This window comes from Altererythrobacter sp. B11 (genome assembly GCF_003569745.1).
Lineage (GTDB): Bacteria > Pseudomonadota > Alphaproteobacteria > Sphingomonadales > Sphingomonadaceae > Croceibacterium_C.
In genome coordinates this window covers 1,237,105-1,254,201 of record NZ_AP018498.1, presented here as the reverse complement: position 1 = coordinate 1,254,201, position 17,097 = coordinate 1,237,105, and the positions used below count along the sequence as shown (strand labels likewise).

General features: G+C 66.5%; 15 protein-coding genes. 6 read left to right on the top strand and 9 right to left on the bottom strand.

Going from position 1 to position 17,097, the window contains the following annotated elements:
- Positions 1–59: 59 nt before the first annotated feature.
- The 7 genes from AEB_RS05950 to AEB_RS05920 form a co-directional block, all read right to left on the bottom strand.
- Positions 60–3,260: an autotransporter outer membrane beta-barrel domain-containing protein gene (locus tag AEB_RS05950; RefSeq protein WP_119082359.1), complete on the bottom strand. Its 3,201-nt coding sequence runs from the start codon at positions 3,258–3,260 to the stop codon at positions 60–62.
- 95 nt (positions 3,261–3,355) lie between these two features.
- Positions 3,356–5,725, bottom strand: a complete 2,370-nt coding sequence (locus AEB_RS05945; protein WP_231958933.1) for a TonB-dependent receptor — start codon at positions 5,723–5,725, stop codon at positions 3,356–3,358.
- Between the two features lie 77 nt (positions 5,726–5,802).
- Positions 5,803–6,726: a FecR family protein gene (locus tag AEB_RS05940; RefSeq protein ID WP_119082357.1), complete on the bottom strand. Its 924-nt coding sequence runs from the start codon at positions 6,724–6,726 to the stop codon at positions 5,803–5,805.
- 38 nt (positions 6,727–6,764) lie between these two features.
- Positions 6,765–7,232 carry an RNA polymerase sigma factor gene (locus tag AEB_RS05935; RefSeq protein WP_231958932.1) on the bottom strand — a complete coding sequence of 156 codons (468 nt, stop codon included), beginning with the start codon at positions 7,230–7,232 and terminating at the stop codon, positions 6,765–6,767.
- Positions 7,233–7,650: 418 nt separating this feature from the next.
- On the bottom strand, positions 7,651–8,460 hold the full coding sequence (locus tag AEB_RS05930) for an ABC transporter ATP-binding protein (RefSeq protein ID WP_119082355.1): 810 nt from the start codon (positions 8,458–8,460) through the stop codon (positions 7,651–7,653).
- Positions 8,457–9,443 carry a FecCD family ABC transporter permease gene (locus AEB_RS05925; protein ID WP_119082354.1) on the bottom strand — a complete coding sequence of 329 codons (987 nt, stop codon included), beginning with the start codon at positions 9,441–9,443 and terminating at the stop codon, positions 8,457–8,459. The genes AEB_RS05930 and AEB_RS05925 overlap by 4 nt, the downstream gene beginning before the upstream one ends.
- A complete protein-coding gene (locus AEB_RS05920) occupies positions 9,437–10,348 on the bottom strand; it encodes an ABC transporter substrate-binding protein (RefSeq protein WP_119084486.1) in 912 nt (303 codons plus the stop codon). The genes AEB_RS05925 and AEB_RS05920 overlap by 7 nt, the downstream gene beginning before the upstream one ends.
- A 247-nt stretch (positions 10,349–10,595) precedes the next feature.
- Here AEB_RS05920 and AEB_RS18145 point away from each other — a divergent pair, with 247 nt between their 5' ends.
- The 5 genes from AEB_RS18145 to AEB_RS05895 all read left to right on the top strand — a co-directional run bounded on the left by AEB_RS18145 (position 10,596) and on the right by AEB_RS05895 (position 14,545).
- The gene (locus AEB_RS18145; RefSeq protein WP_172593013.1) at positions 10,596–11,483 is read left to right on the top strand and encodes a class II fructose-bisphosphate aldolase; all 888 of its coding nucleotides are present in this window, start codon (positions 10,596–10,598) and stop codon (positions 11,481–11,483) included.
- Between the two features lie 14 nt (positions 11,484–11,497).
- Positions 11,498–12,223, top strand: coding sequence for an HAD-IA family hydrolase (locus AEB_RS05910; RefSeq protein ID WP_119082352.1), 726 nt, complete (start codon positions 11,498–11,500; stop codon positions 12,221–12,223).
- An 11-nt stretch (positions 12,224–12,234) separates the two neighbouring features.
- Positions 12,235–12,906: a dihydroxyacetone kinase subunit DhaL gene (gene dhaL, locus AEB_RS05905; RefSeq protein WP_119082351.1), complete on the top strand. Its 672-nt coding sequence runs from the start codon at positions 12,235–12,237 to the stop codon at positions 12,904–12,906.
- 28 nt (positions 12,907–12,934) lie between these two features.
- Positions 12,935–13,930, top strand: coding sequence for a dihydroxyacetone kinase subunit DhaK (gene dhaK / locus AEB_RS05900; protein WP_119082350.1), 996 nt, complete (start codon positions 12,935–12,937; stop codon positions 13,928–13,930).
- A gap of 150 nt (positions 13,931–14,080) precedes the next feature.
- The gene (locus AEB_RS05895; protein ID WP_119082349.1) at positions 14,081–14,545 is read left to right on the top strand and encodes a nuclear transport factor 2 family protein; all 465 of its coding nucleotides are present in this window, start codon (positions 14,081–14,083) and stop codon (positions 14,543–14,545) included.
- A 531-nt stretch (positions 14,546–15,076) separates the two neighbouring features.
- Here AEB_RS05895 and AEB_RS05890 read toward each other — a convergent pair.
- Both AEB_RS05890 and AEB_RS05885 read right to left on the bottom strand, forming a co-directional pair.
- Positions 15,077–16,027, bottom strand: a complete 951-nt coding sequence (locus AEB_RS05890) for a TauD/TfdA dioxygenase family protein (protein ID WP_119082348.1) — start codon at positions 16,025–16,027, stop codon at positions 15,077–15,079.
- Positions 16,028–16,054: 27 nt separating this feature from the next.
- The gene (locus tag AEB_RS05885; RefSeq protein ID WP_119082347.1) at positions 16,055–16,516 is read right to left on the bottom strand and encodes a MaoC family dehydratase; all 462 of its coding nucleotides are present in this window, start codon (positions 16,514–16,516) and stop codon (positions 16,055–16,057) included.
- A gap of 98 nt (positions 16,517–16,614) precedes the next feature.
- Between AEB_RS05885 and AEB_RS05880 the strand changes: the two genes are divergently transcribed.
- Positions 16,615–17,091 (top strand): hypothetical protein, encoded by a 477-nt coding sequence (locus AEB_RS05880; RefSeq protein WP_145985271.1) that lies wholly within the window; start codon positions 16,615–16,617, stop codon positions 17,089–17,091.
- The last annotated feature ends 6 nt before the right edge of the window (positions 17,092–17,097 follow it).

Here is a 17,097-nt window from a genome sequence, read left to right as displayed (position 1 = left end):
GGAGAGGGTTCGCCGGCGGCGGACCGCGCGGGGGGCGCGCAATCCGCCGCCGACTGGCGTCAGAACGCCATCCGCAAGGTCCCACGCAGCGAAAGCGCGGTCCCGTCATACTGCTTCTCGGCCCCGGCCTCTCCGCTCATCTCGAACACGCGGCTGCCACCGACGGCGCGCAGGCGGCCGTACCAACCGCTGTCCGGCTGTTCGGGATCGAGGGTGAAGTCCTCCCCTCCGGCGAAGTGGGCAGTGGTGGCGCCGAGCGAACCGCCGACGATCTCGCGCCAGCCGCCCTCGCCCTCCACGCGGAACCAGTTGCTGTCCGTGCGGCCAGCGCCGAGGAAGTTCACGCCCACGGTGAGGCCGCCGTTCGCTGCGAATTCGTCGCTCTTGCGATCCGCCACGACGAGGTCGAGCCCCTTGCCGCCGCCCTTGTCGGTGTAGCCGTCCTCGTCCAGCTTCGTGTAGTCGAAGGGCACGGCCGGGCGGAAAAACAGATACTTGCCGCTTTCGTAGGAAGCGCCGCCGCTGAAGGTCACCATGGTGCCATCCCACTTGGCGGTGGAATTGCGTTCGATCTGCTTGGTGCCGGCAGCGCCGAAGAAGCTGCGCCGCCCGCGGAAGCTGGCGAGGCCGTAGGAGCCGCGGCCATAGGCGGTGAAGCCGCCCCAGTTCCCGCGCCAATAGGCTGCCAACTCATAGGTATCCGACTGCACGAGGTGATTGTCGGACCCGTTGGTGGTCTCGTTCCACAGCCAGCTGGCCGAAACGCCGAATGCGCCGAGGCCCGTATCCACTTCGCCCGCGGCCGAGAAGCCGAGCCCGTCCACATCATAGGCGGAGGTCAGCCCTTCGGACTTGTCCATGCTCCAGAAGGCGGAACTGACGATGACATCGAGGCCGCCGAGCGAATAGACCGGGCTCTGCGGGTCGGCCACCCGGCGGGCGAAGGCGCGCGCGCCGAGGCTCAGCCCTTCGAACACGCCGCCGGCGTGATCGGGGAGGAGCTGCCGCACAGCCGAACGAAACTGGTCGCCGTCAGTGATGCCAAGGAACACCTGTTCGATATCATCGTCCTGGCCCAGTGCCTGGAAGATGGCGCCGTAGGCCGCGCTTTGCGAACGGTTTAGGCCGAGCTCCGCCGTGGTACGGCGCGAGATGTCGACGGCGATCTGGTTGGCGGGCGCACCGCTGTCCAGCTTGGCCTTGAACATGAAGGGGATGGTGTCGGCGGTCGTTTCCAGATCGCCCACGCCTTCCAGTGACCCGGCCTCCAGCACCACATAATGCCCTTCGGCATTGTCCGTATCGGAAATGCGAAGAGCCAGCTGCGAACCCTTGGCGAAGCTGGCCGTGCCGGAGACGCTGTAGAGCGACCCCGCGCCCGCCGTCTTGTCCAGCGTGGCCACCAATGTTCCCGAGGCGCCGACATTCAACGACGCGATCGAAGCGGGCTTGGTAATGTCCAGCACCCCGCCCGTCACATTCACGGCCAGTCCGGTGGCGTTGACCAGCGTACCGGAGAAATAGGAGGTTCCGCCGAGGGTCAGCGTATCCGCCCCGCCGCCGAAATCGGCCGTGCCGTTGAAGCCGGCGGAGCCCGCCAGCGTCACGCTGTCGTTCCCCGCGCCGAACACCAGCGTTCCGCTCTGCCGGGCATCGCCCGAGAGGGCGAGCGTGTTGGCCCCGCTTCCGAAGGTGACGGTGCCGGCCACAGTGCCGTCGGCAACCTCCAGCCGGTCGTTCCCCGCACCGAACCGCACGTCGCCGAGGATCGCAGGCGCAGTCTTTCCGGCGGCGACTTCCGTCTGGCGGATCGTAGCGCCCGTAGCGTTTGCGGAAAGATCGATGGCGACGCGCGCCCCGGTCGATCCCTCAGGACCCGTCGCAGAGATCGTCCCGCTGTTCTCGATCAGGGCAAGGCCGCCGCTCTGGTCAAGGATCGCCGTGGCCACGCCTTCCTTGCCCGTGGCAGCAGCCTTGATCGTGCCGCTGTTGCGCAGGGTAGGAAGACTGGCACCGGTATCGATAACCAGCGCCCGCGCGGCCTTGTCCGCGCTGGCTGCCCCGGTGGCGGAGATGGTGCCCGAAACGTGCATTTCCGGCGTCGCCGCACCTGCGCCCAGCCGGAGAGCGGTAGCATTGGCCCCAGCGGAATCGGCCGTCACCGAGCCCGCGATACCAATGCCCTTCGCAATGGTCACCGCGCCGCCGCGCCCGCCGATCACCAGCCCATTGCCATCCACGCCCGGATAGACGCCCTTGCCGGCCACGACGCCGTCCACGATCAGGCCATAACCGCTGGCCGTGCCCGCGACGGAACCGATGGTGATGTCCCGCGACTGCGCGCCGATCACCATCGCCGGTGCCGCACCGAAGGAGGTGACCAGGGCGTTGCCTTCCTCGGCATCCTTGATCCCGTCGCCATCCTCGTCGTCCTTCGCCGAATCCGTATCGGCAGGCGCGACTGCCAGCAGGATTCCGCCAGTCACATCGCCTTCCACCACCAGTGCCGATCCGCCCTGCAGCAGGTCGTCGGCATCAAGCTTGCTGGTGTTCGACGGCGCGGTGGTGGCGCGATAGCCAGTGGCGCTGATCGCGCCTTGCACCACCAGCGCACCATTGATGTTCCCGGTGAATTGCGCGCCCATGGAATTGGCGCCCTGCGCAGTGACGGAGCCGGCCAGCCGCACATTGCCCGCGATATCGCCGGCACGAACGCCCACGGAATTGTCGCCGGTGACCAGCGTCTTCCCGCTGTGGGTGAAGGTGCCGGTCAGCGGCCCGCCCAGCCATATGCCGGCGGACTGGTTGCCTTCCACGGTGATCGTGCCGCCATTGGTGACCTTGCCCGTGTGCGCGCCATCGGTGCGGATGCCGAAGCGATTTGCCCCGATAGCGAAAGGGCCATCCAGATCACCGTCATTGTCGCTATCCGTCGGGGTGTAGCTTTCGTCCACGGTGATCGTACCGGTGTTCACGATGTCCCCATTGGTACCAGCCGCGGCGACGATACCCGCACCGCCTGCGGCATTGCCGACGCTGATCGCGCCGCCGTTGGTGACGGCGTTGTCGCTGTCCATGGTGACCGCCGTGCCGGCAGTCAGAACCACCGAGCCCTTGTCGTCCAGCGTAATCGCGTCGGCCGCGCCGTTGTTGATGGTGGAGGTCCTCAGCGGATCGGTCCGCTTGGTGGAAACAGTCGTCGCCGCAGCAGGCGTGGCAATGGCCAGCGCCGCGGTGGTGGCAAGCAGATAGCGGTGCATCAAATCCCTCTTCCGGTCATTCGAGAGGGGAGACGGAGCCGCACCCGGCAAGCCTTGGCGGTGGTGGCGTTTGGCTGCGGCGCGCGCCGCAGCGGCTACCAGGATGCGTCGAGGCCGATCCGCACCGTGCGCGGGCGCAGCGGCGTGATCTGCTCGCGCCCGATCGCGAACGGGGTGCCCAGCGCAAAGCGATTGCCCTGCACGTCCGCAATATTGGCAAGCCCCACGGAGATTCCCAGCGTCGGCCGGCCGATCCGAACGGTTAGGCCGCTGTCCACATAACCACCCTGCAGCGCCCCCAGCTCAGGCCCGATGCCGAGGCGGGACTTGCCGATATAACTTGCCCATCCCCGCGCGCTGAGATCGAGCGTGTCGGTCAGCGGCCGATCCCAGGAGAAGCCTGCGCGGGCACTGATATCGGCAATGTTCGGGACGCGGCCAAGCTGCGAGGCCGCGGCATAGCGCTGCTGTCCGAGGTCCGAAACCACGGTGCCCACCGGCAGCTCCGGCGCGGCGACGGCGGGCAGGCTGGCCAGCGATACGAACAGGAAATCGGGCTCGCTCACCTCGCTGTCGTTATAGCTGATCCCCGCGTCAAGCCGCAGGCCGGGCATCAACCGAACGCCGCCCGCCAGCGTAAGGCTCCATATCCGGCCATCGCCAATATTCGCCGTGCTCGGAAAGCCCGACCGGTCGATGAAGTCGGCCTGGATATCGTCCCACCTTGTGTAGGAGATGCTGGCCGCGAGATCGAAATCCCCCCGGCCGGGCTGGCCGTGGCGCGCGCCCACTTCGAAGGTGCGCACATGATCGTTGCGGAAGCGGCGCACGATCTCGCCATCAATGGAAAGTCCGCCCGGGCGGAAACCTTCCTGATAGCGGAGGTAAAGGTTGGTCCGGGGCAGTACCGTGGCGACCAGCGAGCCTGAGGGGAGAAATACCGTCTCGCCGCGGTCCGCGGTCACCCCGCGCAGCTCGGCCGCCAGCATGGGGGCGATATCTTCCCCCGCGCCGCCGAGATGGGAATCAGTGATGCGGGCACCGCCGGTGGCAATCAGCCCGTCGGAAAGGCGCAGGCTCGCCTCCCCATATACCGTGATCTCGTCCACCACATTGCGGACGCCGGCGGTGGAGGTGACCACGGCTTCCGTTTCGAGTTCGCGAGTCAGCTGCGTCGAATTGTGTGTATAGCTTGCCCCGAGCAACCAGCCGAACTGGTCGCCCAGCGGCTGCCACAGCCGCGTCTCGTTGGCGAACATCCGCGTGTCATTGTTCTGGGTGAACAGCCGCGGTTCCATGTCGGGCAGCGTGGCATCATAGCGCTCCTCCAGCTGCTGCCATGTCCGGCCGGTGGAGGACCGGAAGTGGATGTCGCCGATCAGGCCGGACACGACCAGTTGTGCCTGCGCATAATCGGCATCGAAGCCTTCCTGCATGGGCGAGGCGCTTTGGAGCGGTGGCCCGCCGCGATCGGTATATTGGCTATCCCGCCCACGGTTGGACTGGCCGACGGCAATTACATCGACAGTCCAATCGGGCGCGATGCGCATCCGCGCGGCTGCTCGCCCGCCGAGGATGGTGGTGCGGTTGACATCATCGCGCCCCATCGCCGGCTTATCGATATAGCCACCCTGGCTTTCGGCATCGAGCGACAGGCGGAGGGCACCATTCTCTCCTGCAAACGGGAGATTCATCATGGCACTGGCATCGCCGCCGGGCGCGCCGTGCTGCGTTGCGCTGCCGCCGACCATGGCGGAAGCCACGAACACGCCGGGTTCGGGGGCGTTCGGCACCATGCGGATGATGCCACCAAGCGAGCCGGCGCCGTAGAGCGTGCCCTGCGGCCCCTCCATCACTTCCACCCGCTCAAGGTCGGACAGGCGCAGGTCGGGATCGGGAGCGTTGTAGCTGATCCTGAGATCGCCCAGATATTGCCCCACCGTGGCCTGCGTGGGCCCGGTGAAGCTGGAATCGGCAATGCCGCGAATGAACAGCTTGTTGCGCCCGCTGCCGAGATGCGTGGAAGACACAGTGGCCAGCCGCTGGCTGATCTTCTCGGTGCCGCCAACACCGCCGAAGGTCAGTTCCTCCCCATCGAGGATGGATACCTGCCCGGCCAGTTCCGCCAGCGGGGTGTCGCGCTTGCTCGCCACCACCAGGATCGGCGCGCCCACTGCCTCCGGCGGCGGAGGTGGAGGTGGCGGGGCCGAGGGGGCGGCGCGGCGGGGCGAAGCGCCAGCCTCCCGCGCCACCAGCCGCCAGCCCAGCGTACCCACGGGGATCGCCCGGGCACCGGCGGCGCGGGCCAGCCGCTCCACCGCCTGCTGCGGCGTGAAGGTGCCGCGCCAGGGCCCGACGCGGCGCTTCGCCACGGCGGAATCTGCGATGACGATGCTGATCCCCGTCTGCCGGGCGATCACAACGGCGGCGTCGGCGGCGCTCCCGGCCGGGACGTCCAGCGTCACGCCGCGGGCTTCGGCGGTCGCCGGCGCTATCGCGCCGGCGACCGCGACCGGGATTAATATGCCGGCCAGCCGCACGATCAGGGGGCCTGGATCACCCAGGCCTCATCCACCCGATCAAGCCGCGTGCCGAGCAGTTGGCCCAGCGCCCGGGGATCTTCGCGGATCGGTGGCAACAGCACGCTGCCTGAGATGCGCCGCTGCTCCGCGCCCGCGGCTGGACGAAAAGCGATGCCGGTGGCCCGCGCCAGATCGGCCGCCACCTGCTCCAGCGGCGCATCGCGGAAGGTCAGCCGACCGTCCTGCCATTCGCCGACCTGCACCGGCGGCACCGCCTCGATCCGATAGCTGTCCGATCCCACCGGGCTGGACAGCATCTGCCCCGGGCGCAGCGTCACCTTCTGCCCATCCGGATTGAACAGCACGGCCCCCTCGGCCACGGCCACAATCACCGCCTGTGGATCGCGCTTCACGTCGAACACCGTGCCCACGTCCATCACTGTATCGCCACCCACAGCCAGCCGGAAAGGCCGCGCCGGATCGTGGGGGATGGTGAACAGCGCCTGCCCTGCTTCGAGGCTGGCTTCCCGCGGGTTCTCCGGATCGACCTGCAGCACCGTGCCGCCCGCGAGCGCGATGCGGCCGCCATCCGCAAGCGCGATGACCCGCGTTTCACCCGGCGCCGTCTCGAACCGCTCCCGCCCGCCCGGCCACAGGGCGATAGCGACCACGGCGAGCAGGCACGCCGCGATGGCGCTGCCGATCCATCGGCGCGGCGCAGCGAAGCGGGGCGCAGCCTCGGCTCCATCATTTGCGGCAGGCACCGAGCGCTCGATGCTCTCCGCCGCCTGGGCGGCGGCGAACATCACATGGTCATACGCACGGCCATGCGCGGGGTCCGCCTCGAGCCAGAGGGTGAATTCCTCCCAGTCGTCGAAGTCGGGATTCCCGGTGCGCGCCGCCCAGCCTGCAGCCTGCTGAAGAATCGTCTCGTCATGCGCCATCCGGGGCACCTCCTGCCGACAGGACGGAGCCGGGCACCTCAAACCTCATCCAAGCGCTCCCGCAATCGTGCCAGCGCGGCATAGGCAGTCCGCAGATCGCTTTCCACCGTGCTCAGGCTCACGCCGAATTCCACCGCCACCTGGCGTTGGGGGACGCCGTCCACGCGGTGCCGCCGGAAGATGGCGGCCGGGCGGCTGCCGAGCTCTTCCAGGGTGCGATCCACCAGCTCCGCCTGCTGCCGGGCGATCAGCGCCCGGTCCGGCAATGGCGCGTCCGACACATCCCTGTCGCCCTCACCGTTCACCTCCACCCAATCTCGCTCGCGCAGTTCGGCCTGCCGCCGCGCGCGATAGCGGTCGATCATCAGGCTGTTGGCCGCGCGGAACAGATAGGCTTCGGGAGCGGCCACCGGCCCGGTGCGGGCTGCCGAAATCTTCAGCCAGAGCTCCTGCAGCAAGTCCTCCGCCGCGTCGCCCGCGCCGCGCGCTTGCAGAAAGCGCAGCAAGCGGCTGCGGTTCGCGTGGAACGCCGCCTCTAAGCCAGCACTGGATTTCTCTTCCGACAATCGGCACCCGACTGGATAACTTGCGCGCGAGCGCACGGGATTGCGCCGGGCCAGACGCTTTGCAAGCCCGATCGCACGCTCTCACCCGGTTTCGCCGTAACACTGCGCGCGGCAACGCGCTGTTGCGGGCAAATAACCGTAAATAACTTATGCGACTCCGGCCGATGCACCAAGCTGGGGAGGTCGCGAAGGGTTCTGACCCGCTCGCGATCCCACCCCACTGGCGCCGCGCCGGTCCGCTCTCCGCCTCGCACGAGGCAAGCCACCGCGCGGCGCCCACTTTCTGGGCGTCGCCTCCCCCTGCTTTCCACCCGACCCAGCGGCTATGAAAGCGGGCCCGTAGCAGAGTAACGCCTTGTTACGCGCCGCCTCGCGTTACTACCGAGGCCGCTGGCTGCGCGACAACGAAGTCTACCACCGCCGTCGGAGTTCCCGGGGCGGTGACACAGGCTTCCACCTCGAACACCTCGCGCAGCAGCGTGGAGGAGAGCGTTTCGCCCGTGGTGCCGAAGGCCACCAGCCGCCCCTCGCGCATCACACCAAGATGTGTGGCGAAGCGAGCCGCGATGGTCAGCTCTTGCAGGGCAGTGATCACCAGCTTGCCGGAATCGGCCAGGGCGCGCAGCCGGGCGGCACTTTCCAGCGCATGGCGCGGGTCGAGCCCGGCCAGCGGCTCGTCCGCCATCACGATCCGCGGATCGCCCACCACCGCGCGGGCAAGCATCACCCGTGCAAGCTCCCCGCCCGAAAGCGTCGTTACCGGCTGCTGCGCCTGCTCGCTCATGTCGAATTGCATGATGGCCTCGGCCACTCGGGCTTCCATCGCGGCAGGCAGCCTGCCGAAGGCCGGCAGACGGGGCGTGAGGCCCAACGCTACCAGCCGCTCCACGGATAGCGGCCATTCCGCGCGCGGATTTTGCGGCAGGTAGGCTCTCGCTTCGGCCAGCGCACGGCGGCCCATCGCGGGCAGCGGCGCCCCGTCGAGCGTCACCTTCCCGCCGTCCGGGGACAAGAGCCCGGCGATGACAGACATCAGCGTGGACTTGCCGGCACCGTTCGGGCCGATCAGGGCCAGCAGCATTCCGCCCCGGCCCTCCAGCGTGATGCCGTCCAGGATAGCTCGCCCACCCCGGCGGATCGTTACGCCCTCTGCGCGCAGCACGGTCATGGCGCCATCCTCCTCAGCCGCAGCACCAGCCAGAAGAAGAAGGGCGTGCCCGCCAGGCTGGTGAGCACGCCCAGCTTCAGCTCCTGGGCCGTGGGGATCAGCCGCGTCGCCACATCGGCGCCCAGCAGCAGGATCGCCCCGAAGACAGCGGAAGGCAGCAGCACGCGGCTGGGCTGGTGCCCCACGAAGGGGCGCACCAGATGCGGCGCCACCAGCCCGATGAATCCGATCGCCCCGGTAACCGCCGTGGCCGCGCCCACCGCCAGCGCCGTTCCCGCCAGCGCCAGCATGCGCGTGCGCGCGAGATGGACGCCGAGGCTTTCCGCCTGCGCTTCCCCCAGGGTCAAGGCGTCCAGGTCGCGCGCGGTGACCAGAAGGCACAGCCAGCCCGCGGCAATGAAGGGCAATGCCAGCAACAGCTGGTCCCAGCTTCGGTCCGCCAGCGATCCCAGCAGCCAGGTGGTGATTTCATAAGCGGCATAGGGGCTCGACGCGAAATTGAGCGCGAGGGCGAGGCCTGCGCCCATGAGGCCCGATACAGCGGCGCCCGCGAGAATCATGCTCAGCGTACCGCCGCGTCCCACCGCGAGGGTCAGACCCGCAGCGCCGAGCGCTCCCGCTATGCCGAGGACGGGGGTGGCGAGCGCGATAACGGCGGAGAGGCCGAAATAGATCGCCACCACCGCGCCCAGTGCTGCGCCGGCGGAAACGCCAAGCAGCCCCGGCTCCGCCAATGGATTGCGCAGCAGCCCCTGTAGCACGGCGCCCGACAGGCCCAGCGTCGCGCCGATCAGCAGACCGAGCAGTGTACGCGGCGCGCGCAGTTCCCACAGGATCAGCCACGGCAGGTTGGGCTTGCGTTCGAAGGCGCCTGCGAACAGCAGCGCGGGATCGATCCACACCCGGCCGATCCCGAGCGAGGCGAGCACCAGCGCCAGCAGCAGAGCCGCGGCAAGCAGCCACCACCCGGTTGCCTTCACCATGCCACGCCGCCCTCCGGCACACGCGCCAGTTCCGCACGCAAATCCCGCGCCAGCCGCCCGCTCAGTGGCGTGCCGCAGGCATAGAGCGATGCAGGATAGGTCAGCCGCCGCCCGGCAAAGGCCTTCCAGATCAGCGGATGTTCTCCGGCCGTATCGCGCAGCGACGGGCGGTCGTAGCCATCCACGCCGCGCAGGATCGCATCCGGGCGGACCATCAGCAATTCCTCCATGCTGTAAGTGGAATAGCGAGTATCGGGGAACTTCGCGGCGACATTCACGCCGCCTGCGGCGCGGATGATCGCATCGGCCAGCGTGCCCTCCCCCGGCACCGAACCGTCGCCGTTCCATACCACCACCCGGCGCGCGCGCGCCGGCGCATTGGCGGCGAGATCGGTAAGATCACGGTCCATGGCGGCGATCAGCGACTCCGCGCGGTGGCGCTCCCCCACCGCCGCGCCGACAGCGCGCGTTACCCGGCGAATATCGGCAAAGCTGTTGGCATCACCGACCTCGACAACGCGGGCCCCCGCCTTGCGCGCCAGCCGACGCATGGCCGGCGTGGTCCATGGGCTGGCGAGGATGAGGTCGGGCCTGTCGCGCACCACCTCTTCCGCCGTGCCGTGGTTGACCGGCACGCCGGCATCGGCGCCGGGCATGAGCGCCGCCACCGGCTCATGCGCGAGATGGGTGATCGAGGTTATGCGGCTGCGCGGCACCAACATCAGCAGCAGCAGATCGGTGCACAGATTGGCGGACATGATCCGCTGCGACGGCGCGCCGTGCAGCTCCGCGACGGCAGCAGGGGCGGTTTCCCGGGCCGCCCCCATGCCGGCGAGAACAGCCAGACTCCCCAGGAGCAGGCCAAATGCGATCCGCGCCCGCGTGAAGCTCTGCTTCGGGATCATGCAGCTTCGTGGGCCGAGTTTGAAAGGAGGAATGGCATGGAACGGATCATGCCTTGTGCTGTGCGGAGACGAAAGCCCGCGCCGGATCGCACGGCACGGCCGTGACAGACGCACCCTTTTTGGACATTTTCAATTTCGCGGCATCAATCGCGACAATCTCCGGTGGAGCGGGGAGCGGATGATGGCTATGGACCCGATTCGGAAGGACGGCCACGGCCGCACACAGGAAACTAGGGGAGTAAGCACCATGCCAATGGTCAATATGAAGCCGTTGCTGCGCGACGCGATGGAAAAGCATTATGCGGTCGCCGCCTTCAACCTTGTCGATTACGGCACCACCAAGGCGATGGTCCAGGCTGCAGAAGAACTCAACGCGCCGGTGATCTGCCAGACGAGCGCGAAGACGATCAAATACTGGAGCCACAAGGAAATCGTCTCTTGGGTGCGCACTGCGGCTGAGGATTCGCCGGTGCCCGTGGTCCTGCACCTCGACCACTGCAAGGATATCGAGATGATCGAAGCCTGCGCCAAGGCGGGCTGGACCTCGATCATGATCGACGCTTCGGAATATCCGTTCGAACAGAACCTGGAAATGTCCAAGCGCGTGCGTGACATCGCGGAGAAATACAACGTCGGCATGGAAGCCGAGCTGGGCCAGATCATGGGCGTGGAAGACGACATGGTGGTGGATGAAGCTGATTCCGTGCTGACCGACCCGGAAGATGCCAAGCGCTTCTGCGAGGCGCTGGACCTGTCCGCCTTCGCCTGCGCCGTTGGCACCGCTCACGGCTTCTACAAGGGCGAGCCGGTCGTGGATTTCGATCGCATCGCCGCGATCAACAGCCTCACCAAGACGCCGATGGCGCTGCATGGCGGCACCGGCCTGTCGGACGAGACCTTCGCGAAGGCGATCGCGCGCGGCGCGGCCAAGGTGAACATCTCTACCAATCTGAAGCACGTCTTCGTGGAAAGCTTCGTGAACTATCACAAGGAAAAGCCGACCGACTTCGAACCGCTCCGCGTGATCGACGCCCAGTATCAGGCCTGCAAGTCGCTGTTCGCCGGCTTCATCGAGAAGTTCGGCGGCAAGGATCGCGGCTCCGCCTTCCTCGCTTCTATCAAAGAAGCCGCCTGAGGAGCGCCAGGAGCATGGTAAAGGCTATCATATTCGATTGCGACGGCGTGCTGGTGGATACCGAGCGTGACGCGCACCGCGTGGGCTTCAACAAGGCGTTCGAGCAGTTCGGCATCGACGCCGAATGGAGCGTCGAGCTCTATGGCCAGCTGGTGCTCGTCGCCGGGGGCAAGGAGCGGATGCGCAGCTATTTCGACGAGTTCGGCTGGCCCGCGGCTGCCAATACGGACGCGAAGAAGGATGCGCTGATCCTCGAACTGCACAAGGCGAAGACCCAGATCACCGCCGATCTCGTGTCGAGCCTTCCTGTCCGCCCCGGCATCCTGCGCATCATCGATGAAGCGCGGGAGGCTGGCGTGCGGCTGGGCGTATGCACCACCTCCAACCCCAAGTTCATCGACGCGGTGCTCGACCTCTTCGGGGCGGAGCGCAAGGCAGCGTTCGAATTCGTCCATGCCGGCGACGTGGTGAGCAAGAAGAAGCCGAACCCGGAAATCTACCTGCTGGCGCTCGAAACGCTGGGTCTGCCCGCGCAGGATTGCGTGGTGATCGAGGACAGCCGCAACGGCCTGCTCGCCGCCACCGGCGCCGGCCTGCCGACGCTGATCACCACCAGCACCTATACGGTCGACGAGGATTTCGCCGAAGCTGCCAAGGTGGTGCCGGAACTGGGCGACGAGCCGAATGTGCGCGTGACGCTCGCCGATCTGCGCGAGCTCGCCGCCGAGCAGGCGGCCTGAGGGAGAGAGACATGGCTGAAATCTCGCAAGCCAAGATCGAAAAGGCGATCGACCTGACCGCCGACACGGCGATCCGCAACGAACACTATTTCTGCGATCTCGACGGGCTCGCCGGCGACGGCGACTTCGGCAATTCGCTGGCCACCGGCTTCAAGGTGATCAAGGCCGAGCTGCCGCAGATCGACGGTGAAATTGGCGCCAAGCTGCTGAAGATCAGCATGCTGTGTTCCAAGCATGTGGGCGGCAGTTCCGGCCCCATCTGGGGCACCGGCTTCATGAAGGCCGCGATGGTCAGCAAGGGCAAGACCGAAGTGACCCTGCCCGAACTGACCGAGATGGTCGGCGCGGCGGTGGACGGCATCATGGCCCGCGGCGGCGCCAAGCTGGGCGACAAGACCCTGCTGGATGCGCTGATCCCCGTGCATGAGAAGATGAAGGAAATGGCCGGCAGCGAGGATCTCGGTGCCGTGCTGGCCGCCTGCGCGCAGGTGGCCGACAATGCGATCGACGAAACCCGCACGCTGGTGGCCCATCGTGGCCGCGCCAGCCAGGTGGGCGATCGCAGCGCCAACACGCCCGATCCGGGCATCGTGGCCATCGCCACCATCCTGCACGACTGGTGCCGGGAATTCGGCGTGGAGCACGCGCCCAAAGCGCCGGAACTCAACCGCGCAACCGCCTGATCAAGCCATCCAGGGAGAGGATTCATCCATGAAGAAGTTCGTCAACGATCCCGCCAATTTCGTGCCCGAGTTCATGAAGGGCGTGGTGCTGGCCAATCCGGACCTGCTGGAAGCGGTGCCGGAATTCCAGATGATCAAGCGCAAGGACCGGCCGGTGGCGGACAAGGTCTCCATCGTGCAGGGTTCCGGCTCCGGCCATGAACCCGCGCATGTGATGGCGGTCGGCCCGGGCATGCTCGACGGCGCGTGCCAGGGCCCGGTCTTCGCCGCCCCGCCGGTGGATGCCTGCTATGAAACGATCAAGGCGCTTGCCTCCGATGCGGGCGTGCTGGTGCTGGTTAACAATTACCAGGGCGATCGCATGGCCTGGGACATGGCCTGCGAAATGGCCGAGGCCGAAGGCATCAAGGTAAAGCAGTTCATCATCAATGACGACGTGGCCGTGAAGGACAGCCTCTACACCGTGGGCCGTCGCGGCGTGGCGGGCAATTTCTTCGTCATCAAGGCCTGCGGCGCCGCCGCCGAAGCCGGCAAGAGCCTGGACGAGGTCTATGCGGTGGCGGAGAAGGTGAACAACAATGTCCGCACCATGGGCGTTGCCCTGACCAGTTGCACCCCGCCGGCCAAGGGCACGCCGATCTTCGAGATCGGCGAGGACGAGATGGAAGTCGGCGTGGGCATCCACGGCGAGCCGGGCCGCCAGCGGGCCAAGATCACCAGCGCCGACCAGATCACCGAGACGCTGTTCGAAGCGGTGCAGACCGACCTGCCGTTCCAGAGCGGCGACCGCGTGGCACTGATGATCAACGGCCTGGGCGGCACCCCGCCGGCCGAACTTTACGTGCTCTATGCCAAGGCGCATGAACTGGCCGAGGGCAAGGGCCTGACCGTCGCCCGCAACTATGTCGGCGAATATTGCACCAGCCTCGAAATGGCCGGCGCTTCGCTGACCATGCTCAAGCTCGACAGCGAACTGGAAGAGATGCTGGCCGCGCCGGCGGAAATCGCGACCCGCGTCTTCTAAGAACGCCGAACTCGGCACAAGAACAAGGGCGCCCGGCTTCCTCGCGGAAGTCGGGCGCTTTGTTTTCGGCCTGCTGACGAAGCGGTTGGTGAATTGCCTTTGCTGCCGCAAACCGCGAAACAAGGTTCTTCCATGCAGAGGAACAGCACCATGTCCCGCCCGCCCCTGCCACCCTTCACCGAGGAAACCGCCGCGCAGAAGGTGCGTGCGGCCGAGGATGGCTGGAACACGCGCGATCCGGAAAAGGTGGCACTCGCCTATTCGGAGGATAGCAAGTGGCGCAACCGTGCCGAGTTCCTGCAGGGGCGGGCGGAGATCGCCGCCTTCCTCACTCGCAAATGGGCGGGGGAGCTGGAGTACCGGCTGTGCAAGGAACTGTGGGCCTTCACCGACAACCGCATCGCGGTGCGCTTTGCCTACGAATGGCGCGACGATTCCGGCCACTGGTTCCGCTCCTACGGAAACGAGAACTGGGAGTTCGCCGCCGATGGACTGATGCGCCTGCGCATTGCTTCGATCAACGATCTGCCGATCAGCGAAGCGGAGCGCTGCTTCCGTTGGCCGCTCGGGCGGCGACCCGATGATCACCCGTCGCTTAGCGAAATGGGACTGTGACGCGCCGGAAAATCGTTCCCGGCGTTGTGCAAAATTTTCCGAAAGTTTCTCACTTGCGAAACTTCGTAACGCACTCCATCTGAGCGCCGCAGTCCCGGCGCCTCCTCGTGAGGAGCCAGAGAGCGGGCGCTTCCGCAGGGAGGCGCCCGCTTTTCTTCCGGTAGCAAGGCGCAAGCAGGCAGAGTGCGTGCCACGATGCGGAGGGCGCAACTTCGGCCCGCCGCTGTTGCGTAACTTGCAACAGCGTTACAATATTTCGCGATTGCGAAACTTTCCTTCCATCGCCATTTGCAACTCACGCCACGGCGCCGCCATTTGGGCGGGCCCGAACGAAGGAGGCATATATGCGCTATTTCGCAAATCATGTCCTTTCGGCGATGGGGGCACTTTCGATCAGCACCGCGCTGTTCGCCATCGTGCTCGGCTAAGCCAGACAGGACACCAGTTTCGACCCTGCCCACCCCCCTATAGGGCGGGGCCGATTACGACGGGCGTCTCCCTGCGGGGAGGCGCCCGTTTACGTATCTGCGCTCAGCGGCCGTCCGCCCGCGCGCCCTGGATGTCGACCACCTTGGGGGAGGAACTGAACAGCTCGGTATAGGGATCGTCGCCGGTTTCCATCATGTGCGGCTCCGTCCCCTCGCGCACGGTGGTCCGGCGCATGTCGCGCTTTTGATGTTCGAAATCGAAATCGCCGCCGCGATGCATCGAGCAGAGATTATCCCAGATCACTAGGTCGCCGGGGTGCCAGGTCACGCTGAAGGTGTACTGCGGCTGCGTGCAGTGCGCGATCAGTTCGCGGATCAGCTCGCGGCCCTTCTCCTTCTCCATGCCTTCGATGTCCATTGTGTGCGCAGCGATGAACAGCGCCTTCCGGCCGGAGCCCTTGTGCACATGGACCAGCGGATGCTTCGCCAGGAAGCGCGTCTCGATCTCCTCGTCCGGGATGTCGGCGCCGGCCATCTTGCGGCTCCACCACAGCGAGTTGATGCCGATCTTGTCCTCGAGAAAGGCCTTCATCTCCTCCGACAGATCCTCATAGGCGCTGCGCGTGTCGGCGAACCAGGTTTCCCCGCCCTTGCTCGGCACCTGATGCGCCAGCAACAAGGAATAGGAGGTGCGCTTCTCCAGGAAGGCGCTGTCGGTGTGCCACAGGCGATCGCCCTTGCGATACTGGATCGCCGCCTTGTCCTGCGTGATCTCGCCATCCACGTTGAGATTGGAGGCATCGAACAGTTCGCGACAGGGGAGCCGCATGCGCTGCCCTTCACGCTTGGGCACACGCTCGAGATAGCCGAAATTGCGGCTGAATTCGACATGCTGCTCGTTCGTCATCCCGGTGTCGCGGAACACGCAGATGCCCCACTTGTCCATGGCATCCGTGACTTGCTTCACCTCCTCCGGTGAGAGGGGCTTGGTAAGGTCGAGGCCGGAACATTCCGCGCCAAAGCGCGGCAGGATCGGGGTGGCGGTCAAAGGCATGGCACTCTCCGGGATATAGTTAGCTCGCTAATCAATACTCGCTGGGCGCTTGTGTTGCAATCCCGTCCGGCGGCAATGCGCAACCAGCTCCTCCTTCTGGTTATACGCGCGATGGGCAAAGGTGACGATGCCCTGACGCGGGCGGGAACGGCTTTCGCGCAGTTCGAGCACCTCGGTTTCGATCCGCAGCGTATCGCCGATGAACACCGGCAGCGGGAAGCGCACCTCATCCCAGCCGAGATTGGCCACGGCGGTGCCCAGCGTGGTGTCGCCCACCGACACGCCGACCATCAGACCCAGCACGAATGTGGAATTGACGATGATGCGGCCGAATTCCGTGCCGCGCATATAGTCTGCATCCAGATGCAGCTGCGCGGGATTGTGCGTCAGGGTGGAGAACAGCAGATTGTCGCTTTCCGTCACCGTGCGTCGGATGGCGTGATGGAACACCTGCCCAACCTCCAGCTCGTCAAACCACAATCCGGCCATGCATCTTTCTCCTCTCGCTACGTGGTCTAGCGCGGCTATGACGGCGGGGAAAGGAAAGGGGCCCCGCTCGTTTCCATCATTGTTGGATGGAGGAACATATGAACCGATCGGCATGGCCCATCAGCCTCGCCCTCGCCCTGTGCCTCAGCGCATGCGGCGGCAGCAGCGAAGAGCAGGCACCACCGCGTGACACAGCCGACACGGCGGGCGCCGCCCCCAGGACCGGCACTCCAGCGGCAACGCCCGGCACCGCCGCGGCGGCGGATGCGATCCCGGCAACGATGCGCGGCCGCTGGGGCCTCACCTCACAGGATTGCGACGGCCGCGATGACGCGACAGGCCTGATGACAGTGACCGCGCAGCAACTGGAGTTTTACGAATCGGTCGGCGTGCTCGACGATATCGAGGAAGGCGGTGCCGACAGGCTGAAGGCCGATTTCGATTTTTCCGGTGAAGGCATGAGCTGGAGCCGCGACATGACGCTGACGCTGGCCGACGGGGGGGAGACTCTGGTCCGCCGGGAGTTCGGGGATGATGCGGCCCCACAACCGTTCCGCTATAGCCGCTGTAATTGAGGTGAG

Bases quoted from the DNA above. Each gene is read 5' to 3' on its own strand.
- AEB_RS05950 (WP_119082359.1), bottom strand. From the start codon at position 3,260: ATGCACCGCTATCTGCTTGCCACCACCGCGGCGCTGGCCATTGCCACG.
- AEB_RS05940 (WP_119082357.1), bottom strand. From the start codon at position 6,726: ATGGCGCATGACGAGACGATTCTTCAGCAGGCTGCAGGCTGGGCGGCG.
- AEB_RS05930 (WP_119082355.1), bottom strand. From the start codon at position 8,460: ATGACCGTGCTGCGCGCAGAGGGCGTAACGATCCGCCGGGGTGGGCGA.
- AEB_RS05925 (WP_119082354.1), bottom strand. From the start codon at position 9,443: ATGGTGAAGGCAACCGGGTGGTGGCTGCTTGCCGCGGCTCTGCTGCTG.
- AEB_RS05920 (WP_119084486.1), bottom strand. From the start codon at position 10,348: ATGATCCCGAAGCAGAGCTTCACGCGGGCGCGGATCGCATTTGGCCTG.
- AEB_RS18145 (WP_172593013.1), top strand. From the start codon at position 10,596: ATGCCAATGGTCAATATGAAGCCGTTGCTGCGCGACGCGATGGAAAAG.
- AEB_RS05910 (WP_119082352.1), top strand. From the start codon at position 11,498: ATGGTAAAGGCTATCATATTCGATTGCGACGGCGTGCTGGTGGATACC.
- dhaL (WP_119082351.1), top strand. From the start codon at position 12,235: ATGGCTGAAATCTCGCAAGCCAAGATCGAAAAGGCGATCGACCTGACC.
- dhaK (WP_119082350.1), top strand. From the start codon at position 12,935: ATGAAGAAGTTCGTCAACGATCCCGCCAATTTCGTGCCCGAGTTCATG.
- AEB_RS05895 (WP_119082349.1), top strand. From the start codon at position 14,081: ATGTCCCGCCCGCCCCTGCCACCCTTCACCGAGGAAACCGCCGCGCAG.
- AEB_RS05890 (WP_119082348.1), bottom strand. From the start codon at position 16,027: ATGCCTTTGACCGCCACCCCGATCCTGCCGCGCTTTGGCGCGGAATGT.
- AEB_RS05885 (WP_119082347.1), bottom strand. From the start codon at position 16,516: ATGGCCGGATTGTGGTTTGACGAGCTGGAGGTTGGGCAGGTGTTCCAT.
- AEB_RS05880 (WP_145985271.1), top strand. From the start codon at position 16,615: ATGAACCGATCGGCATGGCCCATCAGCCTCGCCCTCGCCCTGTGCCTC.